The 17,106-nt window shown below is 61.9% G+C and carries 17 protein-coding genes; 6 read left to right on the forward strand and 11 right to left on the reverse strand.

The genetic code is table 11. The features are described 5' to 3' along the window. Window positions 1–12 precede the first annotated feature (12 nt). The 3 genes from M511_RS09360 to M511_RS09370 all read right to left on the reverse strand — a co-directional run bounded on the left by M511_RS09360 (window position 13) and on the right by M511_RS09370 (window position 2,707). Window positions 13–861, reverse strand: a complete 849-nt coding sequence (locus M511_RS09360; protein ID WP_085502014.1) for a C40 family peptidase — start codon at window positions 859–861, stop codon at window positions 13–15. Beyond that, a complete protein-coding gene (locus tag M511_RS09365; protein ID WP_085502015.1) occupies window positions 858–2,261 on the reverse strand; it encodes a leucyl aminopeptidase family protein in 1,404 nt (467 codons plus the stop codon). The genes M511_RS09360 and M511_RS09365 overlap by 4 nt, the downstream gene beginning before the upstream one ends. 68 nt (window positions 2,262–2,329) lie before the next feature. Beyond that, a complete protein-coding gene (locus M511_RS09370; RefSeq protein WP_085502016.1) occupies window positions 2,330–2,707 on the reverse strand; it encodes a hypothetical protein in 378 nt (125 codons plus the stop codon). A 141-nt stretch (window positions 2,708–2,848) separates the two neighbouring features. Between M511_RS09370 and M511_RS09375 the strand changes: the two genes are divergently transcribed. After that, window positions 2,849–3,499, forward strand: coding sequence for a carbonic anhydrase (locus tag M511_RS09375; RefSeq protein WP_010391872.1), 651 nt, complete (start codon window positions 2,849–2,851; stop codon window positions 3,497–3,499). Between the two features lie 86 nt (window positions 3,500–3,585). Here the strand turns inward: M511_RS09375 and M511_RS09380 are convergent, their stop codons facing one another. The 5 genes from M511_RS09380 to M511_RS09400 form a co-directional block, all read right to left on the reverse strand. Beyond that, window positions 3,586–4,629 (reverse strand): flagellar basal body P-ring protein FlgI, encoded by a 1,044-nt coding sequence (locus M511_RS09380; RefSeq protein ID WP_240547585.1) that lies wholly within the window; start codon window positions 4,627–4,629, stop codon window positions 3,586–3,588. A gap of 53 nt (window positions 4,630–4,682) precedes the next feature. After that, a complete protein-coding gene (locus M511_RS09385) occupies window positions 4,683–5,702 on the reverse strand; it encodes a flagellin (protein WP_085502018.1) in 1,020 nt (339 codons plus the stop codon). Continuing rightward, on the reverse strand, window positions 5,699–7,156 hold the full coding sequence (gene flgK, locus M511_RS09390; protein WP_085502019.1) for a flagellar hook-associated protein FlgK: 1,458 nt from the start codon (window positions 7,154–7,156) through the stop codon (window positions 5,699–5,701). The genes M511_RS09385 and flgK overlap by 4 nt, the downstream gene beginning before the upstream one ends. 56 nt (window positions 7,157–7,212) lie before the next feature. Next, on the reverse strand, window positions 7,213–8,556 hold the full coding sequence (locus M511_RS09395) for a flagellar hook protein FlgE (protein ID WP_085502020.1): 1,344 nt from the start codon (window positions 8,554–8,556) through the stop codon (window positions 7,213–7,215). Between the two features lie 87 nt (window positions 8,557–8,643). After that, entirely contained in the window at window positions 8,644–9,444 is an 801-nt protein-coding gene (locus M511_RS09400; RefSeq protein WP_085502021.1) for a flagellar motor protein MotB, read from the reverse strand. A gap of 271 nt (window positions 9,445–9,715) precedes the next feature. Between M511_RS09400 and M511_RS09405 the strand changes: the two genes are divergently transcribed. The 5 genes from M511_RS09405 (at window position 9,716) to M511_RS09425 (ending at window position 14,332) form a co-directional block, all read left to right on the forward strand. Further along, entirely contained in the window at window positions 9,716–10,396 is a 681-nt protein-coding gene (locus tag M511_RS09405; protein ID WP_010391859.1) for a paraquat-inducible protein A, read from the forward strand. After that, entirely contained in the window at window positions 10,393–11,040 is a 648-nt protein-coding gene (locus M511_RS09410) for a paraquat-inducible protein A (protein ID WP_085502022.1), read from the forward strand. Before M511_RS09405 ends, M511_RS09410 begins: the two co-directional genes overlap by 4 nt. 2 nt (window positions 11,041–11,042) lie before the next feature. Further along, window positions 11,043–13,115, forward strand: coding sequence for a PqiB family protein (locus M511_RS09415; RefSeq protein ID WP_010391854.1), 2,073 nt, complete (start codon window positions 11,043–11,045; stop codon window positions 13,113–13,115). A gap of 1 nt (window position 13,116) precedes the next feature. Beyond that, window positions 13,117–13,767, forward strand: a complete 651-nt coding sequence (locus M511_RS09420) for a PqiC family protein (RefSeq protein ID WP_010391852.1) — start codon at window positions 13,117–13,119, stop codon at window positions 13,765–13,767. A 232-nt stretch (window positions 13,768–13,999) separates the two neighbouring features. Beyond that, window positions 14,000–14,332, forward strand: a complete 333-nt coding sequence (locus tag M511_RS09425; protein WP_085502023.1) for a DUF2867 domain-containing protein — start codon at window positions 14,000–14,002, stop codon at window positions 14,330–14,332. Here M511_RS09425 and M511_RS09430 read toward each other — a convergent pair. From M511_RS09430 to M511_RS09440, 3 genes are read right to left on the reverse strand one after another with little or no spacing between them, the layout of a single operon-like run. Then, window positions 14,329–14,874, reverse strand: a complete 546-nt coding sequence (locus tag M511_RS09430) for a flavin reductase FerA (RefSeq protein ID WP_085502024.1) — start codon at window positions 14,872–14,874, stop codon at window positions 14,329–14,331. The two genes, M511_RS09425 and M511_RS09430, sit on opposite strands and share 4 nt — an antisense overlap. Before the next feature lie 57 nt (window positions 14,875–14,931). Beyond that, window positions 14,932–15,753, reverse strand: coding sequence for a 3'(2'),5'-bisphosphate nucleotidase CysQ (locus M511_RS09435; protein ID WP_085502025.1), 822 nt, complete (start codon window positions 15,751–15,753; stop codon window positions 14,932–14,934). Continuing rightward, complete coding sequence (locus M511_RS09440; RefSeq protein ID WP_085502026.1) at window positions 15,740–17,092, reverse strand: TldD/PmbA family protein; 1,353 nt, start codon at window positions 17,090–17,092, stop codon at window positions 15,740–15,742. The genes M511_RS09435 and M511_RS09440 overlap by 14 nt, the downstream gene beginning before the upstream one ends. Window positions 17,093–17,106: the final 14 nt, after the last annotated feature.

Here is a 17,106-nt window from a genome sequence, read left to right on the forward strand (position 1 = left end):
TGTTATAGGGGGTCAGGGATAGGTGGCCCCTCCCGGTGGTGGCGGGCGATGGGCGCCAAGAAACGGCCCGTTCCCAGCCGTATCGATTCGGGCGACAGCTTCGGCGATAGGCTCGATGATCACCGCCATGGCATAGGCGGTGGCATGAATTATACGCTGCGAATCCAGTGCAAGGGCGACATGACCGGGCCAGAACAACAGGTCGTTGCGGCGAATCTCGTCCCCTATCTCGGGAAAGGCTTTCCGTTGCAAATCGCTGTCGCCGGGGCAGGGGATCGCACAGGCGCTTAGTGCCGCCTGCGCCAGACCCGAGCAATCAATCCCGCAGCGGCTGTTGCCGCCCCAGAGATAGGGCGTGCCGAGCAGACGCCCGGCCACCGCCGCAGGGTCGGCTTCGGGCCGGTCCGAGATATGCTGGACCGGGACCCAGCCGCCTTGCGCCAACCGGGCAAAGCCGTCCTTTATCCCGGTCACCGACAGCCGTGCGCCCAGTGACAGATGCATCGTTTCGGGCGTTTTCAGGTCCGGCCCGGTATAGGCGTGGCTCGCGGGGGCGCTGAGGCGATGGGTAATTTCCGGGTGTTGCGGGCCGAGCCCAGCCGCCTGCACCCAGCCGCAATAGCTATCGGATGTGGCCTGGACAAAGGCCCAGTCCCCCTGTCGTTCAATCACAGTCAGATCGGCGCCAAAGTTCAGTTGACGGTCGCGCGCGCCTCGCGGTGCGCGGCACAGATCGGCCACCGGCACTGCCAGACGCGCTGGCTCTCCTGCCGTATAGCTGGGGCGCTGCAGGGTGCCGCGCAATGTTTCCAACGCGACCCGCTCGGTCGCCGGGGTCAGGCGGCGGTCGGGTGCGGTCATGACAAAATCTCCGGCAGGGCATGCAGAAGGGCGCGCATACCCTGACCCGCGCCGCCCTTGGGTCGGCCGGGCGCGGTGCTGGGGTGCCATCCATAGATGTCAAAATGCGCATAGGCCCGGGCCTGGCCAGTAAAGCGGCGCAGGAACAGGGCGGCCGTAATCGCGCCCGCAAAGCCGCCCGATGGCGCGTTGTCGAGATCGGCGATGGCGGGTTCGATCATCGCCTCGTACGGTTCCCAAAACGGCATGCGCCAGACCGGATCATCGTGGGAAAGCCCGGCCGACTGGATTGCCGCCGCGACTGCATCGCTGTCGCAGAAAAAAGGCGGCAGTTCAGGGCCAAGTGCGACGCGGGCCGCGCCGGTCAGCGTTGCCATCGAGATCAGCAGATCGGGCGCCTCTTCATCTGCCAGCGCCAATGCGTCGGCGAGCACGAGCCGGCCCTCGGCGTCGGTATTGTTCACCTCGACCGTCAGTCCCTTGCGGCTGGTCAGGATGTCGCCGGGGCGGAATGCATTGGCGGAAATGGCATTTTCCACTGCCGGGATCAGAACGCGCAGCTGCATGCTCTGGTGCAGGCCCAGGCGGGCCAGCGTCTCGGCCAGGCCCAGGACATTGGCCGCGCCGCCCATATCCTTTTTCATCAGCCCCATCGACGAAGGGGGCTTGATATCGAGCCCGCCCGTGTCGAAACAGACGCCTTTTCCAACCAGCGTCAGCCGTGGCCCCTTGCCCTCAAAGCGAAGGTCGATCAGCCGCGGTGCCTGCGCGGCGGCACGGCCGACCGCATGGATCATCGGGAAATTCGCGGTAAGCAGATCTTCGCCGTGGATCACCTCGACCGCTGCACCATGACGTTGGGCAAGCGCGCGGGCGGCTTGCTCAAGCTCGTCGGGGCCCATATCCGAGGTGGGGGTGTTGATCAGGTCGCGTGCCAGATATTCGCCCGCCGCCATGGCGATCAATCGCCTGGGCTCCAGCTCTTCGGGGCATATGAGCCGGGCTTTCGGCGGTTCGATTCGCTTGTAACGGTCAAAGCGGTATTGTGCGAAAAGCCAGCCAAGCGCGCCGTTGGTCAGATCGAACCCGTCAGGCCGGTTTGCAATCCGCCAGCTGCCTGGGGGCAGCGCCTCGGCTGCCCGTGCCAGTGAAAAGCGCTCGCGTGCTGGTCGGCTGGATGGTTTTGGTGCCGGGCCTATGCCGAAAAGCGCCCCTTCGATCCCGCCCTGGGCCGAGGGCAGAAGGCAGATTTGCCCCGGCCTGCCGATGAAACCCTGCGCCTTCGCCCAGTTCGCTGCCACAGAGCCAAGCTCTGGAGGCAAAACGGGTTCGTTCTCGCCCTGGCGAATCAGCCATAGGGGTAGCGAAGAGGTACTCGGGTCCGCGAATTCGGGTGTCATTGATATGCTCTGTTTTGCATTTCTGACCACAGCCTAGCGCCCGGGTCGGGGGCTGCAAGGGCTGAGCTTCATGGTGTCTCTCGCAAGTCCCACAGTTCGGTCAGCGAATGGTTTCCGATTCGCTCCAAGCGACCGACGGTGGCGGCGAGGGCGGTGTAATCCTGCCGCTCGGCACAGGCCCCGACATCGATGGCGACAGCTGTCAGTGTCACCATCCCCATTTGCCAGGCCAGCCGGGAAAGTTTGTCTGCATGGGCGACGATCATCCCCGGATCACCCCTCTGGAACGCAGAGACGGTACGATGCAAGGTCAGGGCCATCTGCTCAAGTGCCATGCCGATGATCTGACCGGCTGCGATTTCCCCCAGTTCCTGTATGATTTGCTCAAGCCTTTGCACATCTATCCGCGCGGCCTCACTTACAGTCAGAACTGAAATCCTGGTCATAGCCGCTCATTTGTCGGGTCATAAAAGTTGAGGTGGAAACTGGCACCAATCCCTCAAGAAAAGGTTATGAGGATGGTGCCAAAACGCTCGAACTTTACGGGTTCTGCGGTTATCAAGTCGCGGCTGACAGATGAGGAAACGATGAAGCAAGCACGTCCCCTGCCGCAGTATCTGATCCAACGCTATTATGGATGGCGTGCGACAACCTTTCTTGAAAACAAGGTCTGGTATCGCCGCCTTGCCGAGGACGGTCAGCACCCCCGGGCTATGGTCATCGCGTGCTGTGATTCGCGGGTGCATGTGACCTCGATCTTTGGCGCGGACACCGGCGAATTCTTCATTCACCGCAACATTGCCAATCTGGTCCCGCCTTATGCGCCTGACGGAGAGCAGCACGGCACCTCGGCTGCGATCGAATATGCAGTCAATACGCTTAAGGTCGCGCATATTGTTGTCGTCGGACATACCAACTGCGGCGGTGTTCAGGGCTGTCACGCAATGTGTTCAGGTCATGCACCCGAGTTGGAAGAAAAATCGAGCTTCGTTGGACGATGGATGGATATTTTGCGTCCCGGCTATGAACGTATTGCGTCCCTACCGGCCGAGAAGCAAATTCGCGCGCTTGAACGGCAGGCAGTGCTGATTTCTCTCGAAAACATGATGACCTTTCCATTCGTGAAGGAAGCCGTGGAAACAGGAAACCTGTCCTTGCATGGCGTTCTGCACGACATCGCCGAAGGTGTGCTTGAGCAGTATGATAGCCAGCTCAGTAGTTTCATACCGATCCTGTGATCCGTCGAAGCTGACGTGTTCCCTACCCGACCGGGCGCTGCTGGCGTGGGAATCCATTATCGTCGATCTGCAGTGTCGTAAGCTGCTCAGTTCACGACGAATTCGGCGTGCAGCGCGCCGGCGGCGTGGATCGTTTTCAGAATGTCGATCATGTCGCGTGGGCGAACGCCAAGCGCGTTGAGCCCAGCAACAACATCAGAAAGAGATGATTCTCCAGTGACTTCGGCAAAACCGATTCCGGGTTCCTGAGTGATGGCAGCCTCTGTCCGAGGTACTACGACAGTTTCACCCGGGGCGAAGGGGTTGGGCTGCGACACTACGGGAGTTTCGCGCACCTGCAGCGACAGGTTGCCCTGTGATACAGCCACGCGCGAAATGCGGACATCTTTCCCCATGACGATGGTGCCGGACTTGTGATCTATGACCACCCGGGCAGCGGTTTCTGGCTCGACGACGATATTCTCGATCTGGCCCATCATGCGCGCCGGATTCAGACGGCCTTGGGATGTAAGGTCGATGGCAATAGTCCCTGAATCGATCATTTCGGCCAGGCCCCGGCCGAGCTTTTGGTTGATCGCCGCCTCCACCCTCGCTGCAGTGGTAAAATCGGGATTTCTTAGTGCCAGACGCAGATTGGTCATCTGTGAAAAGTCAAAGGCGACCTCTCTTTCGATTCTGGCGCCAGACGGGATCATGCCTGTCGTTGGCACGCCCTGCACGACGGAAGCGGCAGCACCCGAGGCCTCGACCCCGCCGGCTAGTACTGCGCCTTGTGCGACGGCATAGATTTCACCATCGGCGGCGTTCAGCGGTGTCATCACCAGAGTCCCGCCCAAAAGGCTTTTCGCGTCGCCGATCGCGGCCACATTCACATCAATCTGTGATCCGGTTCGGGCAAAAGGAGGCAGTGTGGCTGTCACGATCACTGCTGCAACGTTCTTTGGCCGAAATGCTTCGTCAGTTACGTTCACGCCGAGCCGTTCCAGAAGACCAGCCATGATTTCTTCGGTAAAGGGAGCGTTGCGCAGACTGTCGCCGGAGCCGTTGAGGCCGACGACGAGGCCATAGCCGACCAGATCATTGCCTCTGACGCCATCGACATTGGTCAGATCCTTGATGCGGACCGGCATGGCAAAGCTGGGATGGATGATGCCAAGCAGCAATAGAAGAAGGCAAAGAAACCTCACGACAGGTGCTCCGTCAGACTAAGGCGGGAAAGCCGGTTCGTGAGGATGTAGAGGCTTTCAATGCTTGCTTCGGTTTCTTTTAACGCTGTTGCGGCCTCAAAAGGATCTGCTCCGATCAGGGCGTTGCGCGCGATTGAGAATGATGTCACTTCGGCAGCATTCCGGGCTTGCGCTTGCGTCACCCGCGCTTGCTGCTGACCTAATTCAGCTCGGGCACTGGTTAACCCGGTAGTTGCTTTGATGAGCAGGCCGCCGGCCTCGGTGAAGAGTTCTCGAAGGTTGGTCGCGTCAATGGTTTGGCCGGCCGAGGCAATGTAGGCCATGATCGCCATACCTTTTAATGCGTCCCGCAGTTCTGGAGAATTTGCAGTCAAACGGCTGCCGGTATGGTGTTCTGATGAGATAGGAACCTGCTGACCTTTAGCATCTGCACCTTGGTAGATCAGGTCGGTGAAGCCGCCCTCTCCGGCTGGGGCGTCGAACCAGGCGTCAATTTTTTTGGTGATATCAGCCGCAGTTGTCGCCCCCGCGACAGCAGTTTTCAGTTCGGACAGCATGGTTTCAAAGCCGCCGAGCGGTGCGCGATCATTTCGCGTACCCGAGAAAACATAGTGACCGCCTACATTACCGTTCAGTGCGTTGAACACCTGACGGAGGCTTTGTTCGACATCCTGAGCCCGCAAGATCAGGTCGCTGGGCTCAAGATTTTCTGCCTCGACAAGGAGCTTGGGACCAAGGTCGTCCGTCAGGGACTGGACTTGACCCAATGCCAACTGCATGGCCTCCAGCCGGATCCCGGCCTCTGAGGCATTCTGCTGAAGCGTGGTCAGTATTTTCAAGCGCGAATCAATATGCGAGATTTCCGATAGATCACCGCCGACGGCCTTGGCAATATCCGACTTGATGCCTGTGGTGACCTCCTGAGTCAGGCGGTTGAGCTTGGCCTTTAACGTATATTGACCCAGCCGGAGTTGATGCGGGCGGGTGAGATCGCCGATGGAGGAGAAAGAGCTCATGTCAACCTCAGGATAGCGTCAAGCATGTCATTAGCGGTCTGAAAGACCTTGGCATTAGCCGAATAGGCGCGCTCCAAGGCCAGCAGGCTTTCCATTTCCTTGTCGCTGTCTACGCCGTCAGCGAGAAGTGCTTCCTTGAGGCCGGACTGGCGCGAACGGTCTTGCAGCGCGGTTGCTTCCGAAGTCAGCCGGCTCGTCGCCGCTTTCGAGGAAAGCTCAGCGGAAAGCGTCTGCAAGCTGCGTTGTGTGTCAGAGAGGTTGGACGAAGCCGGGCTTCGGGTATCTGTTATTGCTTTCGCCAGACGGCTCAGAAGTTCGCTTTCCCCGGCGTCGCCCGGCCCATCGGCATTGATCCCAGCCCGAAGCCGCCACAATTGCCCACCTTGATCGGGGACAACCAAAGAGTTGAGGGCGATACGGCTGGCGAAACCGGGCTCATTGTCGGGATCAAGCGCGTGTTGAGCATCTGTGAACAGCCCCGGATCATTTTCAGTCAGCGACGAATCGAGGGCGGGATCGGAAAAGCGCGCATAAATCTCACGCGCGAAGGCGTCGATTTGCTGTTGGAAGGCGGGAGCGATTTGATCACGGATGGCAAAATTTGCGCTAAGGCTGCCCTTGCCCAACATTGCCTGCTGCGCGGCGGTGAGGGGGGTGCCGTCAAAGGTCAGAGCGGAAAGGTCGCCATTCTCGACCGACATCCCGGCACTGATGCCCGGGGCGGCGCTGAAACCAATTCGCACCGGTTTGGTGCCATCCAACAGCGCCATTCCACCTGGTGTGAACAGCGAGACCTGACCATTTTCACGCGGAACTTCGCGAAGCGGCAAGATGCCCGAAATTTCGTCAATCGCGGCCTGACGTGCGTCGACCAAGGAAGCGGTGTCCTTGCCTTGGGCGGCAAGGACGACGATCTGGCTGTTCAGCTTTGCCACCTGTTCGAGCGCATCGTTTACCCGTGTTACGTCCTGGCTGATGGTTTTGTCTGCCTTTGCGCGTTCCTTTTGGATCGACGCCGAAATGTCGTTGATCTTTTTAACCAGTGCTCCGGCTGCATCGACCACGCCCGACAGGCGCGCCTCGCTGTCCGGACGCGATGCGGCGCTGGTCAGCGCGGTTTCAAAATCGGTCAGGGCCTGAACCAGCGAGGTGCGCTCAGTTCCGGCCCCGAAGGTCTTTTCCATAGCGGCGTGAAAGGCGGCAGTGGTTTCCGAGGCACCCAAACTTGCCTTAGCCAACCGGTTATCGGCAAGCAGTCCTTTGTTGATCAGCCTGCTGACACCGCCGATGTGCACGCCGCCGCCCATTTGGGGGGAGCGGGTAGAAAGGTTCAGCTCCCGGCGTGCATAGCCGGGAGTCAATGCATTGGCGATGTTGGCAGAGACGACCTCGGTGCCCCGCGAAGCCGCGGTCAGGCCCGATACGGCGTTTGAGATAGCCGATGAAATACTCATAAACAAATCCTTGCTTTTCTATAATGCGGGATGGTCCGAGATCGTCCCGATCAGCGTCAGCGCTTGAGGTTTGTTGTTTCCTGCAACATCTCATCGACCGTCTGAATGATCTTGGCGTTGGAGGTATAGGCGCGCTGGGTTTGAATCAGATCGGTCATCTCTGCTGCGACATCGGTCGTTGATGTTTCGCGTGCATAGCCCACGACCGATCCGGTCGGGCCATCGCCTGCGTCCCAAAGGTAGAAGGCCCCTGATTCAGGTGAGATCTTGTAGGTCTGGTTGTCCATTGCGATCAGACCGTTTGGATTCGGAACGTCCACCAGCGGAACCTGATACAAGGTACGGGTGAAGCCGGTGTCATAGGTTGCCTGCAGAGAGCCATTCTCGTCGATTTCAAGCGCGGTCAGGCTGCCGACGGGCGAACCATTCTTGGTCACATTGGCGGATGTGAAATCCGTGCTGAGCTGGGTCAGGCCCTGACTGTCGCCATAGCGCCCAAGGTTGATGGTCATAGGGCCGTTCGCACCAGGAACCGTCAGTGTACCTTTTTCAGGATCATAGGCGCCTCCGGCGTCGGTAGTAACCTTCGACAAGGTGCCGCCGCCGCTTTGGCTATTGTCGAACTCCAGAGTGTAGACGCCGATCAGCGACTCATCATCCGGGGTGGACGGATCGTCGGTAATCGCCTTATCACGGATCTCCATTGTCCAGCGGTTCGTTCGTGCCCCCGCCGTGCCGGAGACATCCGGCTTGAAGGTGATCTCCATTTTTTCCGAATTGCCGAGGTTGCCGAAATATTCGACCTCGACCTTGCGTGCGGTGCCGGCCGCATCACCCACCGCCTCATCCGCGGGCAGGTTGACGCCCAGGTTGATTCGTGTGGTTGGCGCGGCGGCGGTCTGGCTTGCGTTGATCATGATTGGCTGCAACCCGCCAGCCGAATTGCGCGACTGCGCAGGGATGGTGCCGTCGCTATTTGCTGGCCAGCCGGTCAGGACCAGACCTGAATCGGTGCGCAGGTAGCCCTGTTCATCAATCCGGAATGCCCCGGTCGAGGTCATGAGCAGGTTGGATGATGTTGTACCTTCGCCTGCGCGTACCGACGACGCATCAAGTACCGGCAGCATGCCACGGCCCGCAATGGCGATGTCAAGCGGATGCGAGGTTGACACGAGGTTGCCGCGCTGATCAATCGCGCGGCTGCTGCTGGCGCGCACCCCGCCAGCGGTATAAAATCCGTCGCCCCGGGCCTGGTTGATCACCATGCTTTCAAAGCTGGTATTGACGCGCTTGTAGCCATAGGTGCCTGAGTTCGAGATGTTATCTGAAATATTCGCCAGGCGGGTAGAGTTTGCGGCCAGCCCCGAAACCCCGGCGCTGAGGGCAGATGAAATCGACATTCTGTTGTCACCCTGTATGAGTCGTTCTTGTAGGAAGTCTGCCCGTCTCGGGTTAACATGCTCCTAACGGCACCCGATCTGGCCGGGTCATCTTAATAAAATCACCTCTATCCGGTTGTTGCTCGGGTCCATTGGATTGACAGAGCGGTTGCGCCGATCAGCAAAGGCCGTGACGCGCTGAATACGCTTTTCGTCAAAGCCGGCCACTTCCAGCAGGTTGCGCAGCGTATGGGCGCGCGCGTCCGACAGTGCCCAGACCGGAGAGTGGATCAGCATTTCGGGATAGGCGCGCACATGGCCGTTGACCGCAACCTGATTTCGGACCCGGCCAAGAATGTCCGACAAAATCCGGGACAGCTCGATCATCGTTGGGGTGGGCTGGGCGCTGTCGCCGACAAAAAGAGGCTCGTCCACCAGGTCGGTCAGCTCGATCACCAACCCTTCGTCTGTCATGCGGGTTATGACATGGCGCAGCAGATTGACCTTTTGCAGGGATTCTGCCCCGCTGCCGGTCAGCTGGCTCTGGATATGGCGGGCCATCTTTTCGAACTCGGCCTCTTGCTCTTCAAGTGCGCGGGCAAGAAAGGTGTCGCGCGATGCGCCCGCACCCTGTCCCGAATTCGTTTCGGCATCCTGAATCTCACCGCCGAAGGGGCCGTCACGACCGCTTTGCACCGATTGGACGATGGTCGGGTTGAAATAATCCGCCAGCCCCTTGCGCTGCTTTTCAGTCGTGGCGTTCAGCAGCCACATAAGCAGAAAGAACGCCATCATGGCGGTCACGAAGTCCGCATAGGCAACTTTCCAGGCGCCGCCATGATGGCCGCCCGAATCTCCGCCTTTGACCCTTTTGATGATGATTGGCGCGCCGCCGCCGTTGCCGGCCATGAACTTTCCCTTTCTCTGCTCGCCGGGGAAGGTCTTTCGCAACGCGGTGAAAATCCAGTTAACGCTTCAAATACCATGTATTTCCTGCATGTGGGGTGATGAGGGCGCGTTCAAGTACATGATTTCTTTTAAATATCATGTCTGCCATGCCGAGCGGTGTTATTCAGCCCTGCGCGGGTGGCCTGGTGCGCCAATGTCACCGGTGCCGAATCGCTTCTGTCACGCTTCTGTCGCGTCTTGCGCAGCGGCGGCGGCCCGATATTCTGACGGAATGCAGAGCGAAGGCACATATGATCTGACCACCGGCGCGGGGCTGATTGCCTGCCCGCGCTGCGACGCGCTGCATATCGAGCGCGAGCTTGAGCCGGGCGAAACTGCGCGCTGCATACGCTGCAATACCGTGCTGGCCAGTCCGCGCGCAGGTGCCTTTACCCGCATCATTGCGCTGTCCTTTACCTCGCTGGTGCTGATGGTCGGGGCGGTGTTCTTTCCGTTCCTGGAAATCTCGCGCATGGGGTTTGGCAACCAGACCTCGCTTTTCGGGGTGGCACTGGCCTTTTCCCACGGCTGGCTGATGCCGCTGACGGTGGCGCTGCTTGGCTCGATCATCGGGCTTCCGGTGCTGCGGGCGGTGCTTTTGGTCTATACGCTTTGGCCCCTGTCACGCAGACGCCCGCCCTATGCCCATGCCGTCCCGGCCTTTCGCCTGTCCGAGGCGCTGAGGCCGTGGTCCATGGCCGAGATCTTTGTCATCGGCACGGCGCTTGCGCTGGTCAAGGTGGGCGGGCTGGCAAATATCAGTTTCGGCCCGGCCTTCTGGGCCTTTTGCGGGCTGATCGTGGTCAATGCGGCCAGCAACGCCTTTACCAGTGCTGCGACCATCTGGGACGCCATCGAGGACGCCGGTGTTGCCACGGACGGGCGCGAAATGACGCCCGAGATCCGCGCATGAGCACGCATGACGGACCGATCCTGACCGCCCATCGCGCCGGGCTGGTTGGCTGCCGCAGCTGCGGCCGGGTCTGGCCGGAAGGCGAGGCGATCTGCCAGCGTTGCGGCGCAGAGCTGCTGCCGCCTGACCGGCGCTGTCTGAACGCGGTCTGGGCCTGGCTGGTGGCCGGATTCATCTTTTACATTCCGGCGAACATGTTCCCGATGCTCAAGACCTCAACCTTGGGCGGGATCAAGGGCAGCAGCGAATCCACCATTCTGGGTGGGGTGGTCGAGCTGATGCATTATGGCAACTATGGTGTTGCGGCGATTGTCTTTATCGCCTCGATCATCGTGCCGATCGCCAAATTTGTCTCCATCAGCTGGCTGGCGCTGGTCGCGGGGCGGCCGGCAACGGTAAGCGCGGCGCATAAGCGGTTGCATCTTTATGAGGTGGTCGAATTCATTGGCCGCTGGTCGATGATCGACGTCTTTGTCGTCGCGATCCTGTCGGCACTGGTGCAGCTTGGCTTTGTTGCCTCGATCCATCCGGGACCGGCAGCTGTCTCATTCGCGCTGTCAGTTGCCTTCACCATGCTTTCCGCGCAAAGTTTTGATCCAAGACTGATCTGGCGCGGCTTACCGCTGCGCAGCCGCAAGGACTAGGAATGACGGACAGGCCTTCGCCCACGCAAAGCGACAATACCCCGCTGAAACCTGCTGATCCTGCCCGCAAGCCCGCCGCTCGTCCGGTGCGACCCGGCCTGCCGCTGATCTGGCTGGTGCCCATTCTGGCGCTGATTGTCACGCTGGGCGTTGGCTGGAACATGATTGCCAGCCGCGGCACGTTGATCTCGGTCGCGTTCAAGGATGCAACCGGCATCACTCCTGGTGAGACGGCGCTGAAGTTCCGCGAGATCACCGTCGGCAAGGTCGAATCGGTGCGCTTTACCGACGATCTTCAGCAGGTTCTGGTCAATATGCGCGTGGACAAGGACCTTGCCCCTTTCATCGACAAAGAGGCACAGTTCTGGATCGTGCGGCCGCAGGTCTCGGCGCAGGGGATTTCGCGACTGGATACAGTGCTGACCGGTGCCTTTATCGAAGGGTTCTGGGATGACAAACCGGACGACCCGCAGACCCGGTTCCAGGGGCTCGACAAGCCGCCGCTGACCAGCTTTGGCGAGAAAGGCACCTGGATAGTGCTGTCGGCGGAACGTTCGCGCGGTATGACCGAGGGCGCGCCGGTGATGTTCCGTGGCCTGCCGGTCGGGCAGATGCAGAACCTGCGCCTGTCCGAAACTGATGAATCCGTTTTGGCCGATGTCTTTATCGCCGCACCCCATGACAAGCGGCTGACCACCAATACGGTGTTCTGGGATACCTCGGGCTTTTCCGTTTCGCTTGGGGCGCAGGGTCTGTCGCTGAATGTGAACTCGCTGGCGTCGGTGCTGCAAGGCGGGGCCGAGTTCGCCACCCTGACTTCGGGCGGGCGACCGGTCGAGGACGGGCATGTCTTTACCCTGCAAACCGATCAGGCCACCGCGCAGGCGAACAAGCTGGCCGAGGACGACTCAACCGCGCTGCGCGTTCTCATGCGTGTTGGTGAATCGGTCAAAGGGCTGGATAAGGGCGCGAATGTACAGTTCATGGGCCTGACGGTCGGCCATGTCAGCAATCTGGCGGCGCGGATCATTACCGACGATCAGGGCCGCGAACATGTCGAGCAAGAGGTGACGCTGGTCATCAACCCCACCCGTCTGGGCCTGTCCGAGGACGCGCCACATGAAGACGCGCTGGACTTCCTTGCCCGTCAGGTTCAGGCGGGGCTGCGTGCGCGGGTCGCCAGCGCCGGATTCTTTGGTACCTCGCTGCAGGTGGAACTGGTCTCGCTGTCCGAGGCCGCCCCGGCCGAGCTTGACCGCTCGGGCGAGCCCTATCCGATCATCCCTTCGGTGCCGGGCGATATTTCGGATTTCAGCGAGACTGCACAGGGCTTCCTTGCCCGGGTTGGCGATCTGCCGATCGAAGAGGCGCTGAAGTCCGCCACCGACATGATGAACAGCATCACCGCCATCGCCAGCAGCGAAGACACCCGCGCCATTCCTGCTGCTTTGCGCGGAACACTTGAGGATGCGCAGGCCGCTGCGGGCGAGATCCGTCAGGTCACCACCGAGTTGCGCGAATCCGGCGCGGTCGGTCAGGTGCGCCGCATGGTGGACGAAGCTGCTGCCGCCGCCGAGGCGGTCAAGCTGGCCGCTGCCGATGTGCCAGCGATGGTCGATCAGATAGACGCCGCCGCCGCCAAGATCGAGGCGGTGGACTTTGCCGCCATCGGCAACGAAGCCGAGGGTATTCTGCGCGATGTCCGTGCCCTGCTGGGGACCGAGGACGCCGAGCAACTGCCCAAGAACCTGTCCGAGACGCTGCAGGCGGCTTCGGGTCTGCTGAACGATCTGCGCGACGGCAATGCCGCGGGCAGTCTGAACACGGCGCTGGCCTCGGCCAGTACGGCAGCGCAGGATGTTTCGGACGCTGCCAAGCGCCTGCCGCAGCTTTCGGCCCGGCTTGAGGCCCTGGCCGCGCGGGCCGATGCCGTGATGGCCGCCTATGGCGAACGGTCAAGCTTCAATAACGAAACCATCAACCTGATGCGCGAGATGCGCCGCGCCGCCAATGCCTTTGGCAGTCTGGCGCGCACCATCGAACGCAATCCGCAAGCTTTCATCCTGGGACGATAAGATGCGCCTCATCCTTGCTTCTGCCGCCTGCCTCGCCCTGCTTGGTGCCTGCTCGAACGGTGAAAAGACAGCGCGCTACCTGATCGATCCGCCAAGCAGCGGCGCGCGCGTTCCTGACCGTCTGGGCACGGCCGAGCTTAAGGACGTGTCCCTGCCGCAATATGCCTCGGGCGATGAGGTTAGCTGGCAGACCGAAGACGGGGCGGTGCGTTCGAACACCAAACAGCTTTGGGCTGACACCCCGCAGCGTGCCTTTACGCAGACGCTGGCACGCAGCATCTCGGACCTGTCCGGCGCCACGGTGATCGCCGAGCCGTGGCCTTTGGCCGAGCCGCCCAAGCGCCGGCTTGAGGTGCGGGTCGAAAAGGCGCTGGCGCAGGCCGACGGCAACTATCGGCTCAGCGGGCGCTATTTCGTCTCGAACGAAGGGGCGGGCGGCGCGAACCATGCGCGCAGCTTTGACATCTCGGTGCCGCTGACGAATGACGGGCCCGCCGCCATAGCTCGCGCCCAGTCGCAGGCCATTGCCCAGCTGGCCCGCCAGATCGCCACCTTGTCGGGGCCGGGCCGGGCGATTGCCACCTCATCGGCACCGGTGCCACGCATTGACGACATCTTTTCGCAGCCGCTGCCCCCGCTTGAGGGCAGCTAAGGCCCGGCTGCGGGGTTTGTCCGTTTTATGTGTCGACGGCGTCACCTGGGCTGGTGTCCGCAGCACAGTGACGGAGACGCGAGACATGGTGCAAGGCAGATCAGATCCACAACGTGCCGCTGGTGGCTGCACGCGAGCAGTTGAATTGCCGTAACCAGTAAAAGATGGGCGGCTTCAGCCACCGATCACGCTTGAAGCATGAAATTACATCTGCGGCCATCCTTTGCCGCTGATGAGGCTGGCCTTTCGCATCCGCGATGCGGTCTCGGTGCGGTTCGGGGTCCGGCGTATCGGCGGGTCGGGTCGAGAGCCTGGCGACAACGCGCGTGTGGCTGAAAAGCTGGGTTCTTTTCTGGTCGAACAGTCCACACCCGACCTTTTGGTGCTGAACGAGCGGCAGCGGCATCTGGATGTGATGACCTGCATTTCGACCCAAGGGGCAGAGCTGGCGATCACTTCATCTGTGGTGACGCATAACCGCTGTGGCCGGGCGTATATGCTGGTTGCAGGACCGGCGCATCGGCTGATCGTACGCACCCTGCTGCGGCGGTTAAAGCGCGGTTAGCCTGCGTCGGGCTGGAACTGGCCAAAACGTCCGGCGGCAAAGACCAGCGGGTGGTCGCCCGGTCCGGCCACGGTCACCCGCAGCACCCTGCCGATCAGCACCGAATGATCGCCAGCCTCATGCACGGCATGTGCGGCGCAGTCAAAACGCGCGGCAACACCGGGGATAACCGGGACGCCCTCGGCGGTTTCGGCGGTCTCCAGCCCTTCGAACTGGCGACCGCCGCGGGTAAAGCGCAGGCAGGTTTCCAGCTGTTCCGAGCCCAGAATATGGACCGACCATGCCTTGGCCCCGGCAAACGCGTCGTGCCGGGTCGAAGAGCGGGCCGGGCACCACAGGACCAGCGGCGGCTCAAGCGAGACACTGGAAAAACTGTTCACCGTCATCCCGATCGGGCCCTGCGGGTCGGCGGTGGTAACGACGGTGACGCCGGTGGCAAAGCGCCCCAGCGCCTCGCGCAGCAAGCGTGCTTCGGCCGTGGCCGGATGAAATGTGATCGCGTCGGCCAGCCGGTCGCGGGTCGCGGGGGGAAGACGGCTCATATTCGCGCCCTGTCGTCTGCGGGACTAGACCAGAGCGGCTCCGGCCTTTGGTCCTTTTTAGCTGCCGTGCGGCGGGGCATCAAGCTGGCTGCCTGAACGTCCTTTGCGTGGTGTCATGGCGGCCAGCAACTGATCGTGCAGCGCGGGTGCTGCCACAACCAGCCCGTCGGTCAGCGGGCGCGCAGCGTTGAAATGCATCGGGGTGCCGGACAATTCGCTGACCGTACAGCCGGCACGGGCGGCGACAAGGCTGCCCGCCGCCACATCCCACTCCCAGGCCGGGCGGGTCGACAGCGCCGCATCGAACTGTCCTTCCGCCACCAGGCACAGCCGCCAGGCCAGCGATGGTCGGAAACCACGCTTGAGCGGGGGCGTTACGCCGCGCCAATGCACCGGGTCCAGGCTGGGCTTGCCGGTCAGGACATGCGCGCCCTCGAAACCGTGGGCCGAGGGCGCGATAGGCTGGCCGTTGCGCAGGGCCGGTCCCTCGGCCAAGGCGGTATAGGTGATGCCCATGGCTGGCAAATGGACCACGCCCGCCACCACCTGGTCGCCGCGCGCAAGTGCCAGCGCATTGGAAAACCCGGTCTGCCCGTCGATAAAGGCGCGGGTCCCGTCGATCGGGTCGATGATGAAACAGTACTCGGCCTCAAGCCTGGCCGGGTCATCGGTGCTTTCTTCGCTAAGCCAACCGTAATCGGGGCGTGCGCTGCGCAGCAGTCGCTCAAGATGTTCATTGACGGCCAGATCGGCCTCGGTCACCGGACCTGCACCGCCGTCCTTGTCCCAAAAGCGCGGTTCGCGCCGCCAGTAGCGCAGCGCGATTTCGCCAGCTTCATGCGCGGCTTGCTCTAATAGTGCAAGGTCACTCGCCGGCAACGGTCATCCCTTCGACCAGCAGGCTGGGCACGCGCATCGACCGCCAGTCATGCAGGTCATTTGCCGCAATCAGGCGCAGCAGCATGTCGCGCAGGTTGCCGGCAATAGTGCATTCATTGACCGGATAGGCGATTTCGCCATTCTCGACCCAGAAACCGCCGGCCCCGCGCGAGTAATCGCCGGTGGTGCCGTTGATCGAGGCGCCAAGCATTGAGGTGACGATCAGGCCGCGCCCCATCTCGCGGATCAGCTCTTGCGCAGAGCGGTCACCGGGGGTCAGTTCCAGATTGGTCACGCCGGGCGAGGGCGGGCTACCCGCCCCGCGCATGGCGCTGGCGGTCGACTCCATTTCCAGTTTGCGGGCCGTTGCCAGATCCAGCGTCCACCCCTGCAGGACGCCATCCGCAACGATCAGCCGGGGCGCGGTCGCCAGCCCTTCGGCGTCAAAGATGCGGGATGAGCCATAGCGCGGCCGGTGGGGATCTTCGCGCAGGTCAAAGCCCTTGGGCAGCACCTGTTCGCCAAGCGCATCGCGCAACCAGCTTGCCCCACGTGCTACCGCAGCGCCATTCACCGCCGAGACCAGATGCCCGATCAGCCCCGACGCCACCCGTTCATCATACAGGATCGGAAAGGCTCCGGTCGGCGGTTTCTTTGCGCCGCGCCGGGCGACGGTGCGTTCAGCGGCCAGCCGGCCGATTTCCTCGGGCGAGGGCATGTCGGCGGCATGAACACGGCTTTCCCCGGCCCAGTCCCGCTCCATCGCCAGCCCTTCGCCGGTGATTGCAACTGTGGACAGGCTGTGGCCGCTGCGCCCATAGCCCGCCGAGAAACCGTTGGTCGCGGCCAGCCACATCCGGCGCTGCGAGTGGCTGGCGCCAGAGGATTCGATCTTGGAGATACCATCAACGGCAAGTGCTGCTGCCTCGGCGCGCAGCGCCAGTTCTTGCAGCTCTTCTGGTGTCGGCTCGCGGCCGTGATCAAAGAGGTCCAGCCCGCTGTTGTCGGTGTCGCGCGCCAGTTGCCCGGGTTCGGCAAGGCCCAGCGTATCGTCAACCGGAGCTTCGCGCGCCATGGCAACCGCCCGCGCGGCCATCTCTTCAATGGTGCGCTGTGAGCGGTCCGAGGCCGAAACGCAGGCCTGTCGCCCACCGATCAGCACGCGCAGGCCGATTTCGACCCCCTCAGCGCGTTCGGCATGTTCCAGATGCCCCGCACGCACATCGACCGAGACGGCGGCAGCTTCAAGCGCCACGGCATCCGCCTGCTCGGCGCCCGCCTTGCGCGCCGCAGCCAGCAGCTGCTGCGTCAAAGTCTCGAGTCGGTCGAATTCTGACATGCGGTTCACCTTGT

It is taken from the genome of Paracoccus sp. J56 (assembly GCF_019633685.1).
Classification (GTDB): domain Bacteria; phylum Pseudomonadota; class Alphaproteobacteria; order Rhodobacterales; family Rhodobacteraceae; genus Paracoccus; species Paracoccus kondratievae.

Bases quoted from the DNA above. Each gene is read 5' to 3' on its own strand.
- M511_RS09360 (WP_085502014.1), bottom strand. From the start codon at position 861: ATGACCGCACCCGACCGCCGCCTGACCCCGGCGACCGAGCGGGTCGCG.
- M511_RS09365 (WP_085502015.1), bottom strand. From the start codon at position 2,261: ATGACACCCGAATTCGCGGACCCGAGTACCTCTTCGCTACCCCTATGG.
- M511_RS09370 (WP_085502016.1), bottom strand. From the start codon at position 2,707: ATGACCAGGATTTCAGTTCTGACTGTAAGTGAGGCCGCGCGGATAGAT.
- M511_RS09375 (WP_010391872.1), top strand. From the start codon at position 2,849: ATGAAGCAAGCACGTCCCCTGCCGCAGTATCTGATCCAACGCTATTAT.
- M511_RS09380 (WP_240547585.1), bottom strand. From the start codon at position 4,629: ATGCCGGTCCGCATCAAGGATCTGACCAATGTCGATGGCGTCAGAGGC.
- M511_RS09385 (WP_085502018.1), bottom strand. From the start codon at position 5,702: ATGAGCTCTTTCTCCTCCATCGGCGATCTCACCCGCCCGCATCAACTC.
- flgK (WP_085502019.1), bottom strand. From the start codon at position 7,156: ATGAGTATTTCATCGGCTATCTCAAACGCCGTATCGGGCCTGACCGCG.
- M511_RS09395 (WP_085502020.1), bottom strand. From the start codon at position 8,556: ATGTCGATTTCATCTGCCCTCAGCGCCGGGGTTTCGGGGCTGGCCGCA.
- M511_RS09400 (WP_085502021.1), bottom strand. From the start codon at position 9,444: ATGGCCGGCAACGGCGGCGGCGCGCCAATCATCATCAAAAGGGTCAAA.
- M511_RS09405 (WP_010391859.1), top strand. From the start codon at position 9,716: ATGCAGAGCGAAGGCACATATGATCTGACCACCGGCGCGGGGCTGATT.
- M511_RS09410 (WP_085502022.1), top strand. From the start codon at position 10,393: ATGAGCACGCATGACGGACCGATCCTGACCGCCCATCGCGCCGGGCTG.
- M511_RS09415 (WP_010391854.1), top strand. From the start codon at position 11,043: ATGACGGACAGGCCTTCGCCCACGCAAAGCGACAATACCCCGCTGAAA.
- M511_RS09420 (WP_010391852.1), top strand. From the start codon at position 13,117: ATGCGCCTCATCCTTGCTTCTGCCGCCTGCCTCGCCCTGCTTGGTGCC.
- M511_RS09425 (WP_085502023.1), top strand. From the start codon at position 14,000: ATGAGGCTGGCCTTTCGCATCCGCGATGCGGTCTCGGTGCGGTTCGGG.
- M511_RS09430 (WP_085502024.1), bottom strand. From the start codon at position 14,874: ATGAGCCGTCTTCCCCCCGCGACCCGCGACCGGCTGGCCGACGCGATC.
- M511_RS09440 (WP_085502026.1), bottom strand. From the start codon at position 17,092: ATGTCAGAATTCGACCGACTCGAGACTTTGACGCAGCAGCTGCTGGCT.